Origin of the sequence: Alcanivorax sp., from assembly GCF_040118815.1 — a bacterium.
In the GTDB taxonomy this organism is placed as follows: Bacteria; Pseudomonadota; Gammaproteobacteria; order Pseudomonadales; family Alcanivoracaceae; genus Alcanivorax.
Map to the genome: position 1 here is coordinate 465,711 of NZ_JBEDTC010000015.1, position 17,321 is coordinate 483,031.

Annotated in this window: 17 protein-coding genes, 1 pseudogene and 1 riboswitch; of the genes and pseudogenes, 14 read left to right on the top strand and 4 right to left on the bottom strand. The window is 59.0% G+C overall.

The window, feature by feature from the left end:
* Positions 1 to 2 precede the first annotated feature (2 nt).
* A complete protein-coding gene (locus ABNH18_RS11460) occupies positions 3 to 644 on the bottom strand; it encodes an MBL fold metallo-hydrolase (RefSeq protein WP_349382938.1) in 642 nt (213 codons plus the stop codon).
* Between the two features lie 230 nt (positions 645 to 874).
* On the opposite strand from ABNH18_RS11460, the pseudogene ABNH18_RS11465 reads away from it, so the two are divergent.
* Both ABNH18_RS11465 and ABNH18_RS11470 read left to right on the top strand, forming a co-directional pair.
* A pseudogene (locus ABNH18_RS11465) lies at positions 875 to 1,090 on the top strand (mechanosensitive ion channel family protein); the annotation flags it as partial.
* Between the two features lie 214 nt (positions 1,091 to 1,304).
* A complete protein-coding gene (locus ABNH18_RS11470; protein ID WP_349382939.1) occupies positions 1,305 to 1,619 on the top strand; it encodes a mechanosensitive ion channel family protein in 315 nt (104 codons plus the stop codon).
* An 81-nt stretch (positions 1,620 to 1,700) separates the two neighbouring features.
* Here the strand turns inward: ABNH18_RS11470 and ABNH18_RS11475 are convergent, their stop codons facing one another.
* Positions 1,701 to 3,065 (bottom strand): cytochrome P450, encoded by a 1,365-nt coding sequence (locus ABNH18_RS11475; RefSeq protein WP_349382940.1) that lies wholly within the window; start codon positions 3,063 to 3,065, stop codon positions 1,701 to 1,703.
* A gap of 153 nt (positions 3,066 to 3,218) precedes the next feature.
* On the opposite strand from ABNH18_RS11475, the gene moaB reads away from it, so the two are divergent.
* The 4 genes from moaB to cobU all read left to right on the top strand — a co-directional run bounded on the left by moaB (position 3,219) and on the right by cobU (position 6,300).
* Positions 3,219 to 3,731, top strand: a complete 513-nt coding sequence (gene moaB, locus ABNH18_RS11480; RefSeq protein ID WP_349382941.1) for a molybdenum cofactor biosynthesis protein B — start codon at positions 3,219 to 3,221, stop codon at positions 3,729 to 3,731.
* Between the two features lie 33 nt (positions 3,732 to 3,764).
* Positions 3,765 to 5,006 (top strand): molybdopterin molybdotransferase MoeA, encoded by a 1,242-nt coding sequence (locus ABNH18_RS11485; protein ID WP_349382942.1) that lies wholly within the window; start codon positions 3,765 to 3,767, stop codon positions 5,004 to 5,006.
* Positions 5,007 to 5,191: 185 nt separating this feature from the next.
* Complete coding sequence (locus tag ABNH18_RS11490) at positions 5,192 to 5,782, top strand: PhnA domain-containing protein (RefSeq protein WP_349382943.1); 591 nt, start codon at positions 5,192 to 5,194, stop codon at positions 5,780 to 5,782.
* On the top strand, positions 5,782 to 6,300 hold the full coding sequence (cobU, locus tag ABNH18_RS11495; RefSeq protein ID WP_349382944.1) for a bifunctional adenosylcobinamide kinase/adenosylcobinamide-phosphate guanylyltransferase: 519 nt from the start codon (positions 5,782 to 5,784) through the stop codon (positions 6,298 to 6,300). Before ABNH18_RS11490 ends, cobU begins: the two co-directional genes overlap by 1 nt.
* Positions 6,301 to 6,427: 127 nt before the next feature.
* Here cobU and ABNH18_RS11500 read toward each other — a convergent pair whose 3' ends face one another.
* Together ABNH18_RS11500 and cobT are read right to left on the bottom strand one after the other, a co-directional pair.
* The gene (locus ABNH18_RS11500) at positions 6,428 to 7,027 is read right to left on the bottom strand and encodes a histidine phosphatase family protein (RefSeq protein ID WP_349382945.1); all 600 of its coding nucleotides are present in this window, start codon (positions 7,025 to 7,027) and stop codon (positions 6,428 to 6,430) included.
* Between the two features lie 64 nt (positions 7,028 to 7,091).
* Positions 7,092 to 8,162: a nicotinate-nucleotide--dimethylbenzimidazole phosphoribosyltransferase gene (cobT, locus tag ABNH18_RS11505; RefSeq protein ID WP_349382946.1), complete on the bottom strand. Its 1,071-nt coding sequence runs from the start codon at positions 8,160 to 8,162 to the stop codon at positions 7,092 to 7,094.
* Positions 8,163 to 8,273: 111 nt separating this feature from the next.
* Here cobT and cbiB point away from each other — a divergent pair, with 111 nt between their 5' ends.
* The 8 genes from cbiB to cobO all read left to right on the top strand — a co-directional run bounded on the left by cbiB (position 8,274) and on the right by cobO (position 17,255).
* The gene (cbiB, locus tag ABNH18_RS11510; protein ID WP_502876783.1) at positions 8,274 to 9,206 is read left to right on the top strand and encodes an adenosylcobinamide-phosphate synthase CbiB; all 933 of its coding nucleotides are present in this window, start codon (positions 8,274 to 8,276) and stop codon (positions 9,204 to 9,206) included.
* On the top strand, positions 9,203 to 10,210 hold the full coding sequence (cobD, locus tag ABNH18_RS11515) for a threonine-phosphate decarboxylase CobD (RefSeq protein ID WP_349382947.1): 1,008 nt from the start codon (positions 9,203 to 9,205) through the stop codon (positions 10,208 to 10,210). Before cbiB ends, cobD begins: the two co-directional genes overlap by 4 nt.
* A gap of 72 nt (positions 10,211 to 10,282) precedes the next feature.
* Positions 10,283 to 10,556: riboswitch (cobalamin riboswitch) on the top strand.
* Between the two features lie 135 nt (positions 10,557 to 10,691).
* The gene (locus tag ABNH18_RS11520) at positions 10,692 to 12,545 is read left to right on the top strand and encodes a TonB-dependent receptor domain-containing protein (RefSeq protein WP_502876784.1); all 1,854 of its coding nucleotides are present in this window, start codon (positions 10,692 to 10,694) and stop codon (positions 12,543 to 12,545) included.
* 39 nt (positions 12,546 to 12,584) lie between these two features.
* Entirely contained in the window at positions 12,585 to 13,466 is an 882-nt protein-coding gene (locus ABNH18_RS11525) for a cobalamin-binding protein (protein WP_349382949.1), read from the top strand.
* The gene (locus ABNH18_RS11530; protein WP_349382950.1) at positions 13,453 to 14,433 is read left to right on the top strand and encodes a FecCD family ABC transporter permease; all 981 of its coding nucleotides are present in this window, start codon (positions 13,453 to 13,455) and stop codon (positions 14,431 to 14,433) included. The genes ABNH18_RS11525 and ABNH18_RS11530 overlap by 14 nt, the downstream gene beginning before the upstream one ends.
* 55 nt (positions 14,434 to 14,488) lie before the next feature.
* Positions 14,489 to 15,253: an ABC transporter ATP-binding protein gene (locus ABNH18_RS11535; RefSeq protein WP_349382951.1), complete on the top strand. Its 765-nt coding sequence runs from the start codon at positions 14,489 to 14,491 to the stop codon at positions 15,251 to 15,253.
* Between the two features lie 33 nt (positions 15,254 to 15,286).
* The gene (locus ABNH18_RS11540) at positions 15,287 to 16,651 is read left to right on the top strand and encodes a cobyrinic acid a,c-diamide synthase CobB (RefSeq protein ID WP_349382952.1); all 1,365 of its coding nucleotides are present in this window, start codon (positions 15,287 to 15,289) and stop codon (positions 16,649 to 16,651) included.
* On the top strand, positions 16,644 to 17,255 hold the full coding sequence (gene cobO, locus ABNH18_RS11545; RefSeq protein ID WP_349382953.1) for a cob(I)yrinic acid a,c-diamide adenosyltransferase: 612 nt from the start codon (positions 16,644 to 16,646) through the stop codon (positions 17,253 to 17,255). Before ABNH18_RS11540 ends, cobO begins: the two co-directional genes overlap by 8 nt.
* Positions 17,256 to 17,321: the final 66 nt, after the last annotated feature.

Here is a 17,321-nt window from a genome sequence, read left to right on the forward strand (position 1 = left end):
TTCTATCCGTGCTTGCCTGAAACAAAGGGGTTGTGGGTACGCTCGTGGCCGATGGTGGACATGGGGCCGTGGCCTGGAATAAAGGATACGTCGTCATCCAGGGTCAGCAGCTGGTCCTGGATGGCTTGAATCAGGGTGTCGTGATCCCCCTTGGGGAAATCGGTGCGGCCGATGGAGCCGTTGAACAATACATCGCCCACGACCACCAGCTTGGCTTCCGGTTGATAGAACACCACATGGCCGGGGGTGTGTCCCGGGCAGTGGCGTACTTCGAGGCGGGTTTCCCCCACGGTGACGCTGTCACCTTGTTCCAGCCAGCGGTTGGGGGTGAACGGGCGTGATGGCGCAAAGCCCATCATCTGCGCCTGTTGGGGCAACATGTCGATCCAGAACTGGTCGTCTCGGTGCGGCCCTTCGATGGGCAGGGACAGCCGGTCGGCCAGGTCTGCCACGGCGCCAATGTGGTCCAGGTGCGCGTGGGTGACGAGAATCTTTTCCGGGGTGCCGCCCACCTGTTCAAGCGCGGTGAGGATGTTCTCCAGGTCACCACCGGGGTCCACGATGGCAAGCTTGTCCGTGATTTCGCACTTCAGAAAGGAGCAATTCTGCTGAAACGGGGTGACCGGCAGGATGGCGTACTTCATGGCTGTCTGTTCGGTGGAAAATGTGCCACGCAGTATAGCGTTAATCCGGGCGGGTGTTCATTCCCTCAGGGGGCTTCGGGCAGGGGAAAATAGGGTCAGATTCAGACGCAGGAGGGGTCTGAACCTGGCCGATTGGTGGTATTTTAAGGATCTATATCAATGACCAAAGGAAGGGAATCATGGATAGGGAGACAATCCAGCCGTATCTGGATAAGGCGATTGAGCTGAGCATGGCGTATTTGCCCAAGGTGGTGCTGGCGGTGCTGACGCTGATCATCGGGTTCTGGGTTATTAAGCGGGTGATCAAGGGCCTGAACCGGGTGCTGGGGCACAAGGCCGTGGATGACACCCTGCAGAAATTCATGACCAGCTTTGTGGATGTGCTGCTCAAAATTCTGTTGCTGGTGGCCGTGGCGGGCATGGTGGGTGTGGAGACCACCTCGTTCATTGCCATGCTCGGTGCCATTGGTCTGGCGGTGGGGTTGGCCTTGCAGGGCAGCCTGGGCAACTTTGCCGGCGGTGTGCTGATTCTGTTCTTCAAGCCATACCGGGCGAGTCTGGGATATCCAGATCTTCAATACCATCCTGATTACCTACGACAACCAGCGCATCGTGATTCCCAACGGGCTCATGTCCAACGGCTGCATCAAGAACATTTTCGTGGAACCCCAGCGGCGCGTGGATATCGAGTTTGGTATCAGCTATGGCGATAGCATTGAAGCGGCGCGGGCGGCGATACAGACAGTGATCGATAGCGATGATCGCATTCTTGATGGCGGGGAGTTTAATCCGAATATTTTTGTGTCTGCCCATGCCGACAGCAGCATCAATATGCTGACGCGGGTGTGGGTGAATTCGGAGGATTACTGGCCGGTGTACTTTGGTTTGTTCGAGCAGGTGAAATACGCCTTCGACAAGGCCGGCATCACCATTCCTTTCCCGCAGCGGGATGTGCATTTGTTTCAGCAGAGCTAAAAAGCTTCGAGCTACTAGCGGCTAGCTTGGAGAGAAAACCAAAAGCTAGTCGCTAGTAGCTGGAGACGAAGCCGTGCTGATTTATCGTTTCTCCAATACCACCGGCAGCCCATCCTTTGGCATGATCAGCGGTACCTGTTGGGTGGGCAGGTCATAGCCGGGTTGGACGCTGACGCGATAACGCTGCAGGAACTGGAACAGGAAGGTTTTGGTTTGCAGTTCGGCGAAGTTCAGGCCCAGACACTTGTGGTGGCCGCCACCGAAAGGAACCCACTGGTAAAAGTGTTTCTTGTGCTCGGCGCGTTCGTCACTGAAACGTTCCGGGTCGAAGGTGGTCGGGTTGCTCCAGTACTCTTCCATGTAGTGAGTGTAGAGCGTGGACACGTTGACCAAGGTATTCTTGGGCAAGGTGTAACCCTGATACTCCACGTCTTTGACGGTGCGGCGGGGGAAGGTGGTCAGCGCTGGGCGCATGCGCAGGGTTTCGCGAAATACCCATCCGGTTTTTTCCATTTTTCCCAGGTCGTCGTAGTCCAGTGTGTCCTTGCACAGGCTTTTCATTTCTTCTACCAATACATCCTGCCAGTGAGGGTGTTTGGCCAGCATGTAAATGATAGAACACAGGGTGCTGGTGGTGGTGTCGTGGGCCGCGAACAGCAGGAAGATCATGTGGTTCATCACGTCCTGATCCGACAGGCCGCCTTCTTCGTCTGCGGCCTTGCACAGTTCGCTGAAGAAATCTGGGGTACTGCTGGCCCGCTTTTGCGGAATCAAGCCGGTAACGAAGTTTTCCAGGTAGCGGCGACCCTTCATTCCTCGATGCCACAGAAGACCAGGAATTTGAAGGCGAACCACTGCCAGCGAGGCATCGGTAGCGTCGATAAAAGACTGGTTTACCTTGTCGGACTCTGGCCCCATCTCCAGTCCGAAAAAGATTTGCGCGCCCACATCCAGCAGCAGGGATTTAATGTGGTCCAGAAACTTGAGGTTTTCTCCGGTGGGCCAATTTTCCAGTTCACTGCCGATGTGGCTGTTCATGCGATCCAGATAACTGGCCAGAGCGGGTTTCTTGAACGCTTGCTGCATGATGCGGCGGTGGAACTTGTGGTCGGCAAAGTCACGCAGCATCAGGCCGTCGGTGAACAGCTTTTCCAGAATCGGGTTCCAGGCCGCACGGCTGGAGAACGCATGCTCCGGGTCCTTGAGAACAAATTCGTTGGCGTCCGGGCCGAGGAGGGTGACGCCGCGTTGAAATAGCACAGAGCCTTTGAAGGTGAGGCCGTGTTTGGCTGCCTGCTCAGTGACCAGTTTGTGGTAGTCCTTGAGGAACGGCACGGTGTGCCCAAGCAGGGGCCAGCCATAGTCACCGGGAATGTCCTCCAGTTTGCGCTGGGGCATTCGGGGTAATTGCGCGGCCTCTTGTTGTGCAGCTTCCATACGGTTCATGACGGCTCTCCGATAAACATCTTGTATAGGTCGAATCTACCCCCGGTATGCCGGGGAGAACAGGGGCTGTCGGCAACGGTCAATCGGTGCTGTCCTGTCCAGCCCCGGGGCGCGGGGCGTGGTACTATCGGGCCATCTGCAAGGAGAGAGTCTATGTCCAAGCCTGCGGCGCAATTCGAGCCTCTGGCCGTGGCGGTGTTGACCGTCAGCGATACCCGAACCCAGCAAACTGATACCTCTGGCGACCTGCTAGTGCAGCGCCTGGAAGGCGAGGGGCATACGTTGGCCGCCCGCCAGATCGTCAAGGACGATGTGTACCAGCTGCGCAAGGTGGTATCGGACTGGATCGCCGACGAGAGTATCCAGATTATCCTTACCACCGGCGGTACTGGATTCTCCGGGCGAGACTCTACGCCGGAGGCATTGTCGGTCCTGTTCGATAAGACTATCGAAGGGTTTGGTGAGCTGTTTCGTCAGGTGAGTGTGGAGGACATCGGCTCCTCTACTATCCAGTCTCGCTGCCTGGCCGGGCTGGCCAATCGCACGGTGATCTTCTGCCTGCCCGGGTCCAACAATGCCTGTGCCACAGGCTGGGACCGCATTATTCAGGAACAGCTGGATGCCAGGCATCGCCCCTGTAATTTCGTGGCCCAAGTACGCCGATAGCGGTGGACGTTGCCCATCTGGCATGGAGGAATAATGCACGGAGCCAAACAATCATTGATGCCGGTGGCCGAGGCGTTGGAGCACCTGCTGGATTCGGCGCGCCCCTTTCGCGCCGTTCGGGACATCCCGTTGTGCGATTGTCAGGGCCAGTATCTGGCTGAGCCTGTGACCTCCCGGGTGGATGTGCCTGCGTTTGATAACGCTGCGGTGGATGGCGTGGCGCTGCGCTATGCGGATCTGGACGAGCCAGGGCTGACACGGCCCATGCCGCTGCGAGTCGCGGCGGGTGATGCGCCGGCGACCCTGGCACCGGGTCAGGTGGCGCGTATTTTCACCGGTGCCCCGGTGCCAGCGGGTGCCGATACCGTGCTAATGCAGGAAGATTGTGAAATTGGGCAAACCCGAGTGCGGTTGCCGGGTAAGGCCAGCGTTACGGCCGGGCAGAATATTCGCCCGGCGGGCCAGGATGCCCAATGCGATGCAGTAGTGATGCAGCGCGGCGAGCGACTCACGCCCCAGGCGGTGGGTCTGATTGCGTCGGTGGGCATCGCTTCGGTGAAAGTGAATGCGCCACAAGTGCTAATTCTTACCAGTGGTGATGAAATCCAGGCGCCGGAAGAGATACCGTTGCCGGGCAAAATTTTCGACAGTAATGGCCCGCAGCTGACGCAGTTGTTACAGCAAAGTGGGTTCGTGAATATACAGCGCGAACACCTGCCCGATGATCCGGCCATTATTCGCAATACCCTGATACGGGTGCTCACCGATTCCGCGCAGCGACCGGATGTGATTATTTCCACCGGCGGTGTGTCAGTGGGTGAAGAAGATCATTTGCGTGCGGTGCTGGCGGATCATGGCGAACTGGATTTCTGGCGGTTGGCGATCAAGCCGGGCAAACCGTTTACCTACGGTCGTATTGATGACATCCCGTTTTTCGGTTTGCCAGGCAACCCGTCAGCTGTGTTGGTGTGTTACCTGATGCTGGTGCTGCCGGCCCTGCGCCGTTGTTGTGGCGCTGATGTTGTGTTGCCTGAGCCAATGACTCTGCCAGTGGATTTTTCCATCAATAAACCGGCCAAGCGGCAAGAATATTTGCGCGTGCGTTGTGTGACCGAATCCGGCCATCTGACTTTGCAAAAGCATCCCAACCAAAGCTCCGGTATGTTGAGTTCGGCGGTGTGGGCCGACGGACTGGCTGTAGTGCCGGTGGGCAGCACGGTATCTCCGGGCGATACGCTATCATTCTTTTCGTTTTCAGGATTGCTGGCGGGCTAGCGGCAGCAATCCTGAGAAACGCGCAATAATTCTGTTTATGTGGGACGCGATGCAAGCATCGTTCCCCTCCATTGTTCATAGGCCTCTGGCAAGGTAAGTGCGGGTATTGTCGGCGCGAAATAACCGCGCCCCGCTCGGCGGCGATCAAATTCGCTATACTGCGCGCCCAACAAAGGAGCGTTTACATGACCCTGGTATCCACCCTGCTGGCGCGCGCCGATTCGAAATGTGAACTGTGTGGCGCCGATGAGGCTCTGACGGTGTATGCGGTGCCGCCAGCGTCTGATGGCACTGCGGAACAGAGTGTGCTGCTGTGTGAAACCTGCCAGACCCAACTGGACAATCCCGGCAATGAAGATGTTAACCACTGGCGTTGCCTTAACGACAGCATGTGGAGCGAGGAGCCTGCTGTACAGGTGCTGGCGTGGCGCATGCTGACGCGCTTGCAGGCAGAAGGTTGGCCGCAGGACTTGTTGGATATGTTGTATCTGGATGATGAAACCCTGGCCTGGGCCCAGGCCACCGGCGAAGGGCTGGGTGGGGATGACGGTGAAGAAGCCCAAGAGCTGCATCGTGATAGTAATGGTGTGGTGCTGGAAGCTGGTGATTCGGTCACGCTGATTAAGGACCTGAATGTGAAAGGCGCCAACTTCACCGCCAAGCGTGGCACCGCGGTGCGCAATATTTCTTTGGTGCAGGATAATCCTGAGCACATTGAAGGCCGGGTAGAAGGCCAGCGCATTGTCATCCTGACGCAATTTGTGAAGAAAAACTGATGCCGCACAGTCTGATTCTCGGCGGCATTCGTTCCGGTAAAAGTTCACTGGCAGAACAGCAGGTCACTGAGCAAAACGATCCGGTGGTGTATGTGGCCACGGCTACAGCGGGCGATGGTGAAATGAGCGACCGTATTCGCCGCCATCGCATGCGACGCCCGGCGAGTTGGGGGTTAGTGGAAGAGCCGCTACATTTGGGCGCCTTGCTTAACCGCCAGGCTACGTTGTCACCGCCCCCCTGCGTCTTGATCGATTGCATGAGCCTGTGGGTGAGTAACTTGCTGCATGCAGGGGACGCGGCGTTTGTCCGGGAGCGGGATAGTTTTCTTGGGGCGCTGGGGCAATACCCCGGCAATGTGGTTATCGTCAGCAATGAAGTGGGGCTGGGGACAATTGGCATGGACCCGTTAACTCGTCGTTTTGCCGATGAGCTGGGCTGGCTGAATCAGTCACTGGCAAAAAAATGCGATACGGTGTTGCTGTCGGTGGCGGGGCTGACGCAGACGTTGAAAGGCTAGACTTCCTTCCCGCAGGAGCGTCGCTGGGTTGGGTAATCGCGCCGCCAGCGACGTTATTTGCTTCGCTTACCCTTCGGGCCGATCTACGGTCGTTACTCCGCTACGTTCCTGCAGCGGTTTCGGTTCGTTAGCCTCCGTGCCGTACCAGGCAGCTCAATGTTCCGAAGTCAGTGTCATCCAGGCGCACCTGCGAGCGGCAGGCGTAAGGCACTTGAAACCCCGCCATGGCTTTGCTGGGTGCCATGCTTAGCACGTGGGCCAGCACCATGCGAATGACGCCACCGTGGCACACCAGCAGCACGCGCTGGCCTTTCAGTGTTTCTTGCCACAGGGCCCAAGCGTCGCCAATACGGCGGTGAAAATCCTGAATGGTTTCTGCGTTGATGGGGGGGTGGCTCTCTGCGTCACACCAAAAATTGGCCTGGTGATCGCCGTACTCCTGCGCCACTTGTTCGCGGGTTTTCCCTTCCCAGTCGCCGAAGCTGATTTCCTTGAAGTCATGGGCCACGGTGAAAGCCAGGTTTTTTTCGCGGGCCAGTTCGGCGGCAAATTCCCGGCAACGCAATAAGGGCGAGGTGAGGATGTGATCCCATTGATCGTCGGCGCTGATGGCGTCACGCATTTGTTGCCAGCCTTGCTGGCTTAGCGGGTCATCCTTGTGGCCGCGGTACATCTGCCCGCCAGCGGGTTCGCCGTGGCGAATCAGATCAAAGACCGTTGTTCTCATCGGTATCCATTTCCGTTCTGGTAGCTCACGTAGGTCGTATTAGGCGTAGCCGTAATCCGACAATTCATTCGTTTTGATTACTCACATTGGCGTCCGCAAAGGTGGCCATCTGGTTATGCAGCGCGCAGGCGCTACGCAGTAACGGTACTGCTACGGCAGCGCCACTGCCCTCGCCCAATCGTAAGGACAGACCCAGCAAAGGATCGGCGTTCAGGGCTTGCAGAAGACGTTGGTGGCCAGGCTCTTGGGACTGGTGGGCGAACAGTAACCAGTCCCGCAATTCCGGCCGTAACTGGCTGGCGGCAAGCGCAGCGGCGGTGACAATAAAGCCGTCCACCAACACGGGAATGCCGCGTACGGCACAGCCGATAAAGGCGCCGGCCAGAGCAGCGATTTCAAAGCCACCGAGCGAGCCTAAAACGGCCAGCGGCTCGTGACTTTTTTCTGCAAATGCCTGCCTGTGGCGGGTTAGCGCCTGTTCGATGATGCTCACCTTGTGGGCCACGCCGGACGGATCCAACCCGGTGCCTGGGCCGGTGAGTATGGTTGGTGTTTCGTCCAGTAATGCGCAGGCCAGGGCGCTGGCGCTGGTGGTGTTGCCGATACCCATGTCACCGCCGATAAACAGGTCGGCCTGGCGATCTGCGGCCCGTTGAGCGGCACGATCACCCGCGGTCAGAGCAGCGTGCAACTGCACGTCCGTCATAGCCGGTTGGCGTGCCAGGTTGGCGGTGCCCGCCGCAACCTGTTCGTCAATCACGCCGTCTTGAAGTGGCGGGGGGATGGCGGTGCCCAAGTTGATGATTTCAAGGTCGGCATTGAGTTGCCGGGCCATGACACTGATGGCCGCGCCACCGGTGACAAAGTTGGCAATCATTTGTCCGGTAACGGCCTGGGGAAAGGCGGAAATACCTTCTTCGCACACACCATGGTCGGCGGCAAAGACCGCCATGCTGATGCGCTCGGCGCGGGGCTGGTCGGTAGCCTGTAGGCTGGCCAAGGTCACAGCGAGAGCTTCCAGCTGGCCCAGTGAACCGGCGGGTTTAGTGAGTTGCGTCTGGCGTTGCAGGGCGGCTTGCCGGTGGCTATCGCTGGGTGCGGTAATCGGCTGGTGCCAGGGGAGGGGCGTGCTCACGGGCGTCTCCGGTTCGGGGCGGCACAGGGCCGGAAAGCGGCAAATCCTCTGCCCTGCACCCGTGCCTGTCAAGTACACTGCCCGGCACCGAGGCCGGACAATAACGTTGCAATGATGTTCTCTGTTTCCCTGATAAGTGCTGCTGTGGCGGCGATAGTGCTGGATGCACTGCTGGGCGAGCCGCGCCGCTGGCATCCGCTGGTGGGCTTTGGCCGGCTGGCGTCGTGGCTGGAGCAGTGCTGGAACAGTGGCGTGTCGAGCAGCGTGATGAGCGGCGCCTTGGCGCTGCTGTTTCTGGTGCTGCCAGTGGTGATTCTTGTCGCTATGGCGTTGCTGTTATTGCCAAGCTGGGCCAGTTGGCTGTTGAACGTGGTGGGCCTGTGGCTGGTGATCGGTGCGCGCAGTCTGGCGGATCATGGCCGTGCGGTGTCGGCAGCGCTACGGGAGCAGAACTTGCCGGTGGCCAGGGAGCAAGTGGCGCGTATTGTCAGCCGTGACACTGAGTCACTGGACGCTCCCGGTGTCGCCCGGGCCGCGACGGAATCCATGTTGGAAAATGGCGCTGACGCGATATTCGCTAGCGTGTTCTGGTTTGTGCTGGCGGGCCTGCCCGGCGCGGTGCTGCATCGGCTGGTGAATACCCTGGATGCCATGTGGGGCTACCGCACGGAGCGGTTCGAGCGGTTTGGGAAATTCGCGGCGCGGTTGGATGACCTGCTCGCGTGGCTGCCATCACGGCTGACGGCATTCAGCTATGCGTTAGTGGGGGGATTGCATGGCCGCTGCCGGTTGGCGTTGCGTTGCTGGCGAAAGCAAGCGGGTGCCTGCGATAGCCCGAATGCGGGGCCAGTAATGGCCGCCGGTGCCGGCGCTCTGGGTGTGCAATTAGGCGGCGGTGCGCCATACCACGGAGGCTGGAAAGAGAAACCGTTGTTGGGCGAAGGCAGGACAGCGGATGCAGACAGTGTTGATGCGGCCATTGTGCTGGTACGCCGCAGTTTGATTTTGTGGCTGTTGCTGCTAATCGCAGGGGCGTTGCTGTGAGCAGGTTATCGCAAGGGCTGACGCACGGTGGCCGTTTGAATCAGGCGGCTCGGCAATGGGGGATTCCGCGCCGCGATTGGCTGGATCTGTCCACCGGCATTAGTCCGTATGGCTATCCGGTTCCGACCATTCCTGGAGCCGTTTGGCAGCGGCTTCCGGAAGACGATGACGGCTTGGACGCGGTGGCCAGAGAATGGCTCCGTCTGCCCGCCGGTGCCGGTTGTCTGCCAGTGGCGGGCAGCCAGCCGGCGTTGCAAACCTTACCGGCCTTGCGGCCACGCTGTCGGGTGGGTGTGGTGTCGCCGGCCTATGCCGAACACGCCCGTGCCTGGCAGCAGGCGGGGCATGATGTGATGGTGTTGGCGGCGGATGCGGTGGAGGCCGCGTTGCCGCGGCTGGATGTGCTGGTGTGCGTGAATCCCAATAACCCTACCGGCGCGTTGTTACCCGCTGAGACCCTGCGGCGCTGGCACCAGCGGTTAACGAAGCAAGGCGGTTGGCTGGTGGTGGATGAAGCGTTTCTGGATGCCAGTAACGGTGTGTCGCTGGCGGCGGAAGCGCATCAGTCCGGGCTGATTGTGTTGCGTTCACTGGGTAAGTTTTTCGGCTTGGCGGGATTGCGTGCCGGGCTGATGGTGGCCGAGCCGATGTTGTGTTTGGCCATGCAGACTGCGCTGGGCCCCTGGGCCATGAGCCACCCGGCGCGGTATGTGATGACGCAGGCGCTTCAGGATCAGGCCTGGCAGCAGCAACAGCGTGAGCAGCTGCGCCGGGATCGCCAGCGTCTGGATAACTTGCTGGTCGCTGCGTCGCTGACACCGAAGGGGGCGAGCGATCTTTTCGCCTGGTGCCCGGATGGGCAGGCGCCGCAGCGCTTTGAGGCACTGGCGCGACAGGGCATTCTGGTGCGTTATTTCACTGAGCCGGCGGCCTTGCGGTTTGGCTTGCCCGGTTCAGAATCCCAGTGGGATCGTTTGCAAAGTGCCATATCCGCGTTGGTTTGAGGAAACCCTCAAGCCAACGTGAGCGATGCTCATAAAGTGGTTTTGTGTTTGCTTGTTTCCCCCGCCATTGGTATTTTCGCGCCACCTTTCGGTGCCTGCTCGTGCGCTAGCGCGCAGGTTAAACGGGAAGTCGGTGGTTCTCTGCCTGCCATTTTTCAAACGGCGATATTGAGAGACAGTCCGACGCTGCCCCCGCAACGGTGATTGAGTGAACAACGGTTCGTAGTGCCACTGTGCGTGGTGCCTGTGATCAGGCACGCCATGGGAAGGCGATCGTTGAGAAGTGTGTGGATGTTTTCATGCTTTGCTCATCAGCCCGGAGACCGGCCAGAAGGTAAGGAAGTCCTCTGCGACTTCCAACCAGGCGTTGCGGTGGGCGATGGCGGGGTGTGTCGGTGCGTCTGCGCCTGTCTCCCTGTGCTTGTTCCGCTGCGGCTAAATCCAGGCCGTGCGGGTGGGCACGGTAGAGGGGGATCTTCCGATGATGTTTCGTTTCGTTGCGGTAACTGCCGTGATGTCTTCATGTGCGTGGCCGCTATTTGCATACGCAGAGCAGGCACCTGCCAAGGGCGCCCAAAACCAGCAAATTTCCATGCTTGATCCGGTGGTCGTTACGCCGACGCTGACTAGCCGTACCACAGAGGCGTCACTGTCCTCGGTGACGGTGATTGATGAGAAGCAATTGCGTGAGCGCCAGCCGCAGGATATTACCGAGATGCTGCGCGGGCAGCCCGGCGTGGATATCACGGGCAATGGCGCCTTTGGGAAATCCACCAGCGTGTACCTCCGAGGAACCGGTAGCAGCTCCACATTGCTGATGGTCGACGGGGTGCGGTTGCGTTCCGCCACCGCCGGTAGCCCCTCCTGGCAGTTTTTGCCCACCACTCTGATTGACCGTATCGAAATCGTGCGCGGCCCCCGTGGCAGCTTGTATGGCGCTGATGCGGTGGGTGGTGTGGTGCAGGTCTTTACCCCGGGAGCCCGCAATCTGAACAATGAGCAAAGCGGCTGGATGGAATTGGGCGCTGGTTCATTCAACAGCCGCCGGGTCGCCGCCGGCGCTCAGGGCGAGCAGGACGGAACTCGCTATAGCGTGGCAGTGGATCGTTTCGATACTGACGGTACGGAAATCCGTGAAGGCAGCGAAGATCGCGGTTATGACAATACGTCCGCTGTGGCGCGCCTGACCCACCGTTTTGATAACGATGCGGAAATTGGTGTGTTTGGTTTTCGGGCGGCGGGTAGGACTGAATTTGAAGGCAGTGCTCCCGAGCAGGAAAAGATCACCGACTACGCGATGCAGATCGCTGGCGTAAAAGGGCAGTTGTGGCTCACGGAAAACTGGCTGAGTAAGCTTATTCTGAGTGATGCCCGTGACGACAATGAAAACTTCACTGATGGCAATCGTGACAGCATCTTCAATACCCGCAGTCGGGCGGCCAACTGGCAGAACGTTTTTGCCCTGGGGAATCACCAACTCGTGGTGGGTGCCGATTACTTGCAGGACTTGGTAGACAGCACCACGTTGTACTTGGAAGACGAGCGTGAAAATACGGCAGGGTTTGCACAGTTGTTGCTGAATTTTGGTGCCTTCGATGTGCAGGCCAGTGGCCGCTACGATGACAACGAAGCTTACGGAAGTGAAACCACTGGTGGCTTGGCGCTGGGCTACAAGCTGGATGCAAACCATCGGGTACGCGCCAGTTATGGCACTGCTTTCCGTGCTCCCACCTTTAATGATTTGTACTTTCCAGGTTTCGGCAATGATGAATTGGATCCGGAAAGTTCGACCAGTACAGAAGTGGGTGTGCGAGGCCAGTATCAGCATTGGTACTGGGACATCGCGGCTTACCAGACTGATGTGGATGACCTGATCGCCTACGCCTTGCAAGGAGGCCGTTTTGCGCCGTTCAATGTCAACCGGGCGCGGATCCGTGGCGCCGAACTGGCCGTGGGTGTGGATATCAACCAGTGGCGTGCCGGTGCAGCCTTTACCGCCCAGGACCCTGAAGACCGCGATACTGGCCTGGTGTTGCAGCGTCAGTCCCAGCGTAGCTTCCGTTTTGATCTGGACCGGGCGCTGGGTGAGTTTTCACTGGGTGGTAGCGTGGTGTTGCAGGGGCATCGGTATAACGATGCGGATAATGATGTGCGCCTGTCCGGGTTTGGCTTGTTGGACCTGCGTGCGGGCTGGACGTTCGCGCCCAATTGGTCCACTCGCCTGGCGGTGAAAAACGTGCTCGATAAGGAGTACACCACGGCACAGAACTTCGGCGGTTGGAACTATATGAACGCTGGGCGTTCGGTATTGTTGAGCCTGCGCTACGATAGGTAAGACGGAACGCGCGCTGCGCAATGATATGGGAGTGGACGGATGAGAGTTTTACACTGGCTGTTGTTACTGCCTTTTCTGGCCATGTTCCAGGTGGCTGTGGCGAGCGTCTGCGTCACCGATGATGCCCAGCGTGAGCTCTGCCTGGATAAGCCGGCCAGCCGTATTATTGCCCTGTCGCCTGGCGCCACTGAGCTGCTGTTCGCGGCAGGCGCCGGCGAGCAGATGGTTGGCGCGGTCAGTTTTAGTGACCACCCCCCGGCGGCGGAAAAATTGCCGCGGGTGGGCAGTTACAAACGCCTGGATCTGGAAGCTGTGTTGGCGCTGGACCCGGACCTGATTGTGGCTTGGCAGAGTGGTAACCCGCTGCCTCAGGTGGAGCGTCTGAACGCGCTGGGGCTACCGGTGTATTACAGCGAGCCGCGCCGGTTTGAGGATGTGAGTACCACGCTGGAACGGTTTGCCCGGTTGGCGGGGACTGAGCAGGTTGGCAAGGGCGCGGCGGATGCTTTTCGCGCGGGTATTGATGCCCTGCGGGAGCGTTATGCCGATGAGTCTAAGGTCACCGTGTTTTATCAAGTGTGGGAAGAACCCTTGATGACGGTGAATCATGAACATTTAATCAGTGAAGCCATCGATGTCTGTGGTGGGGTCAATGTGTTCGGGGATCTTCCCACACTGACGCCACGGATCAGTCGGGAGTCAGTGTTGGAAAAAAATCCCCAGGCGATTATTGCCGGAGGCATGGGCGAAGACGACCCGGGCTGGCTCGACCCCTGGCGGAAATTTTCCACCATGCAGGCAGTGAAAAATGAAAACCTGTTCTTTGTCGCTCCCTCTACCTTGCAGAGGCCTACCCCGCAAATGCTGACGGGAACCCGTGCTCTGTGTCGTCATCTGGATACCGCCCGTGCCCGCCAGTAAACAGCGTGCGGTTCCGGCCCTGTTGCTGCTGGCGGCCCTTGGGCTGTTGGCGTTGCTGTTGTCGGTGGCGGTGGGCAGTGTGGCGATCTCGCTGCAGGATTTATGGGCGGTGGCGACTGGTGGGGGGAGCGAGCTGTATCGCGAGCTGATTGTGTCGTTGCGAGCGCCCCGTGCCTTGGCGGCGTTTTCCACGGGGGGGCTATTGGCATTGGCGGGGGCGCTCATGCAGGTGTTGCTACGAAACCCGCTGGCTGACCCGTATGTGCTGGGTATTTCTGGTGGTGCCGCTGTAGGGGCGTTGGGCGCAATGCTGATCGGGGGTGGTTTGGCACTGGTGTCGGGGTCGGCCTTTGCCGGAGCATTGTTGTCCACTGTACTGGTGTTTGGGTTGGCCCAGGGCGGCGGCGGGTGGACCCCCACCCGGTTGTTGTTGACCGGTGTGGTGGTGGCTGCTGGTTGGGGCGCGGTAATTACTTTCATGCTGACCATGAGTCCGGCCGACCGGCTGCCCGGCATGCTCTACTGGCTGATGGGGGATCTGAGTTATGCCCGTGCACCCTATGGCGCCTGGCTGGTATTGATTCCGGCGGTTCTTATCACCTTGCCGTTGGGACGCAGTCTTAACGTGTTGGCGCGGGGCCCGTTACAGGCGGCGGCGTTGGGCGTGGCAGTGAAGCCCTTGGAGTGGTTGGTGTATATCCTCGCCAGCCTGTTAACGGCGGTGGCGGTGACCACGGCCGGTAGCGTGGGCTTTGTCGGGTTGATTGTGCCGCACATGCTGCGACTGTTACTGGGCAATGATCAGCGCATCATCCTGCCGGCCAGTGTGCTGGCCGGCGGCACCTTGCTGACCGTGGCCGATACGCTGGCGCGCACGGTAATGGCGCCGGAGCAGTTGCCGGTAGGGGTCATTACTGCCTTGTTGGGCGTGCCCACCTTCCTGTTCCTATTGCACCGCAGTCGCTGATCCGTGATGACGCAATGGCCTGCCAAAAACATGCTTGAATCGAACGGAGAGCCCCATGGCGACGCTGGAAATTGAAGACTTGGTTGTTGATATTCCCGGCCGCTCGGATGGCGGAGCACTCAATCTTCGAGTGCAGTCAGGGCAACGTTGGGGGGTGTTGGGGCCGAATGGCGCAGGTAAAACGTCGTTGCTGCATACCCTGGCTGGCCTGCGCGCTCCCCGGCGTGGTCAGGTGATTCTCAATGGTGAGCCGTTGGTCCGCCTGTCACGACGGGATATCGCCCGTCAGGTAGCGGTGGTGTTCCAGGAACGCCAGGACAGTTTTCCCGCGACGGTGATGGAAACGGTGCTGATTGGCCGTCATCCTTTTTTGTCTCCCTGGCAGCGTGAAAGCGCAGATGATATTCGTCTGGCCAATGACGCGCTGTCGACGGTGTCATTGCATCTGTTCAAAGATCGTCTAATGAATACCTTGTCTGGTGGTGAGCGCCAGCGGGTGTCTATCGCTACGGCACTTACTCAGCAACCCGCGATCTGGTTGGCAGATGAGCCGACCAATCATTTGGATCTGCATCATCAGGTGGCGGTGATGGAATTGTTGAATCAGCAGGCGAAGGATGGCGCCGCCGTTTTTATGTGCCTGCATGACTTGAATCTGGCGGCCCGCTGGTGTGATCACTTGCTGTTGTTATATCCAGATGGAGAGCTATGTTTCGGACCGGCCGAAACCATGTTGGTGCCGGAGGCGCTGGAGCGCCTTTACGACCAAAAACTGGTGGTGGGGCAAGTAAACGGTACGCCGGTTTTTGTGCCGGGATAAGAGCTGGATATAGCAAAAGAGATGAGTCATACGATGCCAAAATCCTTTAATGCAACTGTGCCGGCGGCGTTGATTAGTGCGCCCGGTTCCGGCCAGGGGAAATCCCTGGTTACGGCAGCACTGGCACGGTTACACCGCAATGCCGGACGCCGAGTTCGGGTATTTAAATTTGGCCCGGACTATCTGGATCCGATGATTCTGGAGCGGGCCAGTGGTGCTCCGGTGTATCAGTTGCAGCCATGGATGACAGGCGAGGCAGAGTGCCGTTGGCGCCTGGCTCAGGCCGCTGAAAAAGCGGATCTTATTCTGGTGGAAGGAGCCATGGGGCTATTTGACGGCACGCCATCCAGTGCGGATCTGGCGGTGTTGGCAGGCATCCCCGCCTTGCCGGTGATCGACGCCTGGGGTATGGCGCAAACGTTTGGTGCCGTCGCGTTGGGGCTGGCTAGTTATCGCGATGACCTGATGGTGAATGAAGTAATTGCCAATCGGGTGGCCAGCCAGCGCCATGGTGACCTGGTACGTGAAGGGATGCCGGAGGGGGTGGCCTTGCTGGGCTCGGTGCCACGGCACGCGGCCATGACATTGCCTGAACGGCACCTTGGGCTGGTGCAGGCGAATGAGTTGGCCGACCTGGATGCACTGTTGGATGAGGCGGCGGCAGTGTTGCAAGACGCCGGCCTGGATCGCTTGCCACAGGCGGTAAGTTTTTCTGCGCCCGCTCCTGAGCCGTTGCCGCCCTTGCTGGAAGGTTGCCATATCGGTGTTGCCCGTGATGCCGCGTTTGCGTTTATTTATCCCGCCAATTTGGATGTGCTTCGTCAGATGGGGGCAACCCTGACGTTCTTTTCCCCCTTGCAGGATGCCGCGTTGCCCCAGGTGGATGCGCTATGGCTGCCGGGCGGTTACCCGGAACTGCACGGGGAAACCTTGGCCATGAATACCGCTATGGGGAACGCCATTCGCGACCATCATGCTGCCGGCAAACCGATTCTGGCGGAATGCGGTGGATTGATGAGTTGTATGACTACCCTGGTAGACGGTGAGGAAAGGCGCCATTCCGGTTTCGGGCTATTGCCGGGTGAAGCGTTTCTGACAAAGAAGCTGCACGGGTTGGGAATGCAGGCGCTGGCAACTCCCCGCGGAGAATTGCGCGGGCATACTTTTCACCACGGGAGTTTGTCCTCGTCACTGGCGCCTGTCATTTTCAGCCAAAAACAAACCGGTACGGAAGGCGAGCCGGTCTATCAGGACCAAGGGCTGGTGGCGAGTTTCTTCCACGGCTATTTTCCGTCGGCCCCGCAGGTGGTGGCGGATATCTTCAGTGGCCACTTTCGTGCTGAAGCGATTTTTTCAGATCAGGATTCCCTTTCCCGCACAGGAGACGACCATGCGTGACGATGCGAAAACCCCCGAGCGCCATGCCTGGCGCATGGCAAAAAAACAGGAAGTCATGCGCGACCGTATTGCCAATGCGGACAAGGACCAAGGCATCCTTCTGGTACTTACCGGGCCGGGCAAAGGCAAAAGTAGCTCCGGGTTTGGCATGCTGGCGCGTGCGCTGGGCCATGGCATGAAAGTGGGCGTGGTGCAGTTTATTAAAGGGGCGTTCAGTACCGGCGAAGAAGCTTTTTTCCGTGATCAGCCGAATGTGGATTATCACGTGATGGGCGAAGGCTATACCTGGGATACCCAGGACCGGGATCGCGACGTGGCGGCAGCCAGTGCGGCGTGGGATATCGCCAGTGCCATGCTGCGGGATGATAGCTACCACATGGTGTTGCTGGATGAGCTCAATATCGCACTGCGCTACGAGTACCTCGATCTGGATCAGGTGCTGGACGACCTGCAAAACCGCCCGGCCATGCAGCACGCCGTGGTCACCGGCCGTTATGCGCCAAAGGAACTGATTGAGCTGGCGGATACCGTCACAGAAATGAAAGTGGTGAAGCATGCGTTTAAGGATCTGGGGGTGAAAGCGCAGAAGGGCGTGGAGCTTTGAAAACCCGTTTAAAGTTAAAAGTTAAAAGTTTAAAAGCGCGGGAGCGTTTGCCTGTTTCTCGTGGCT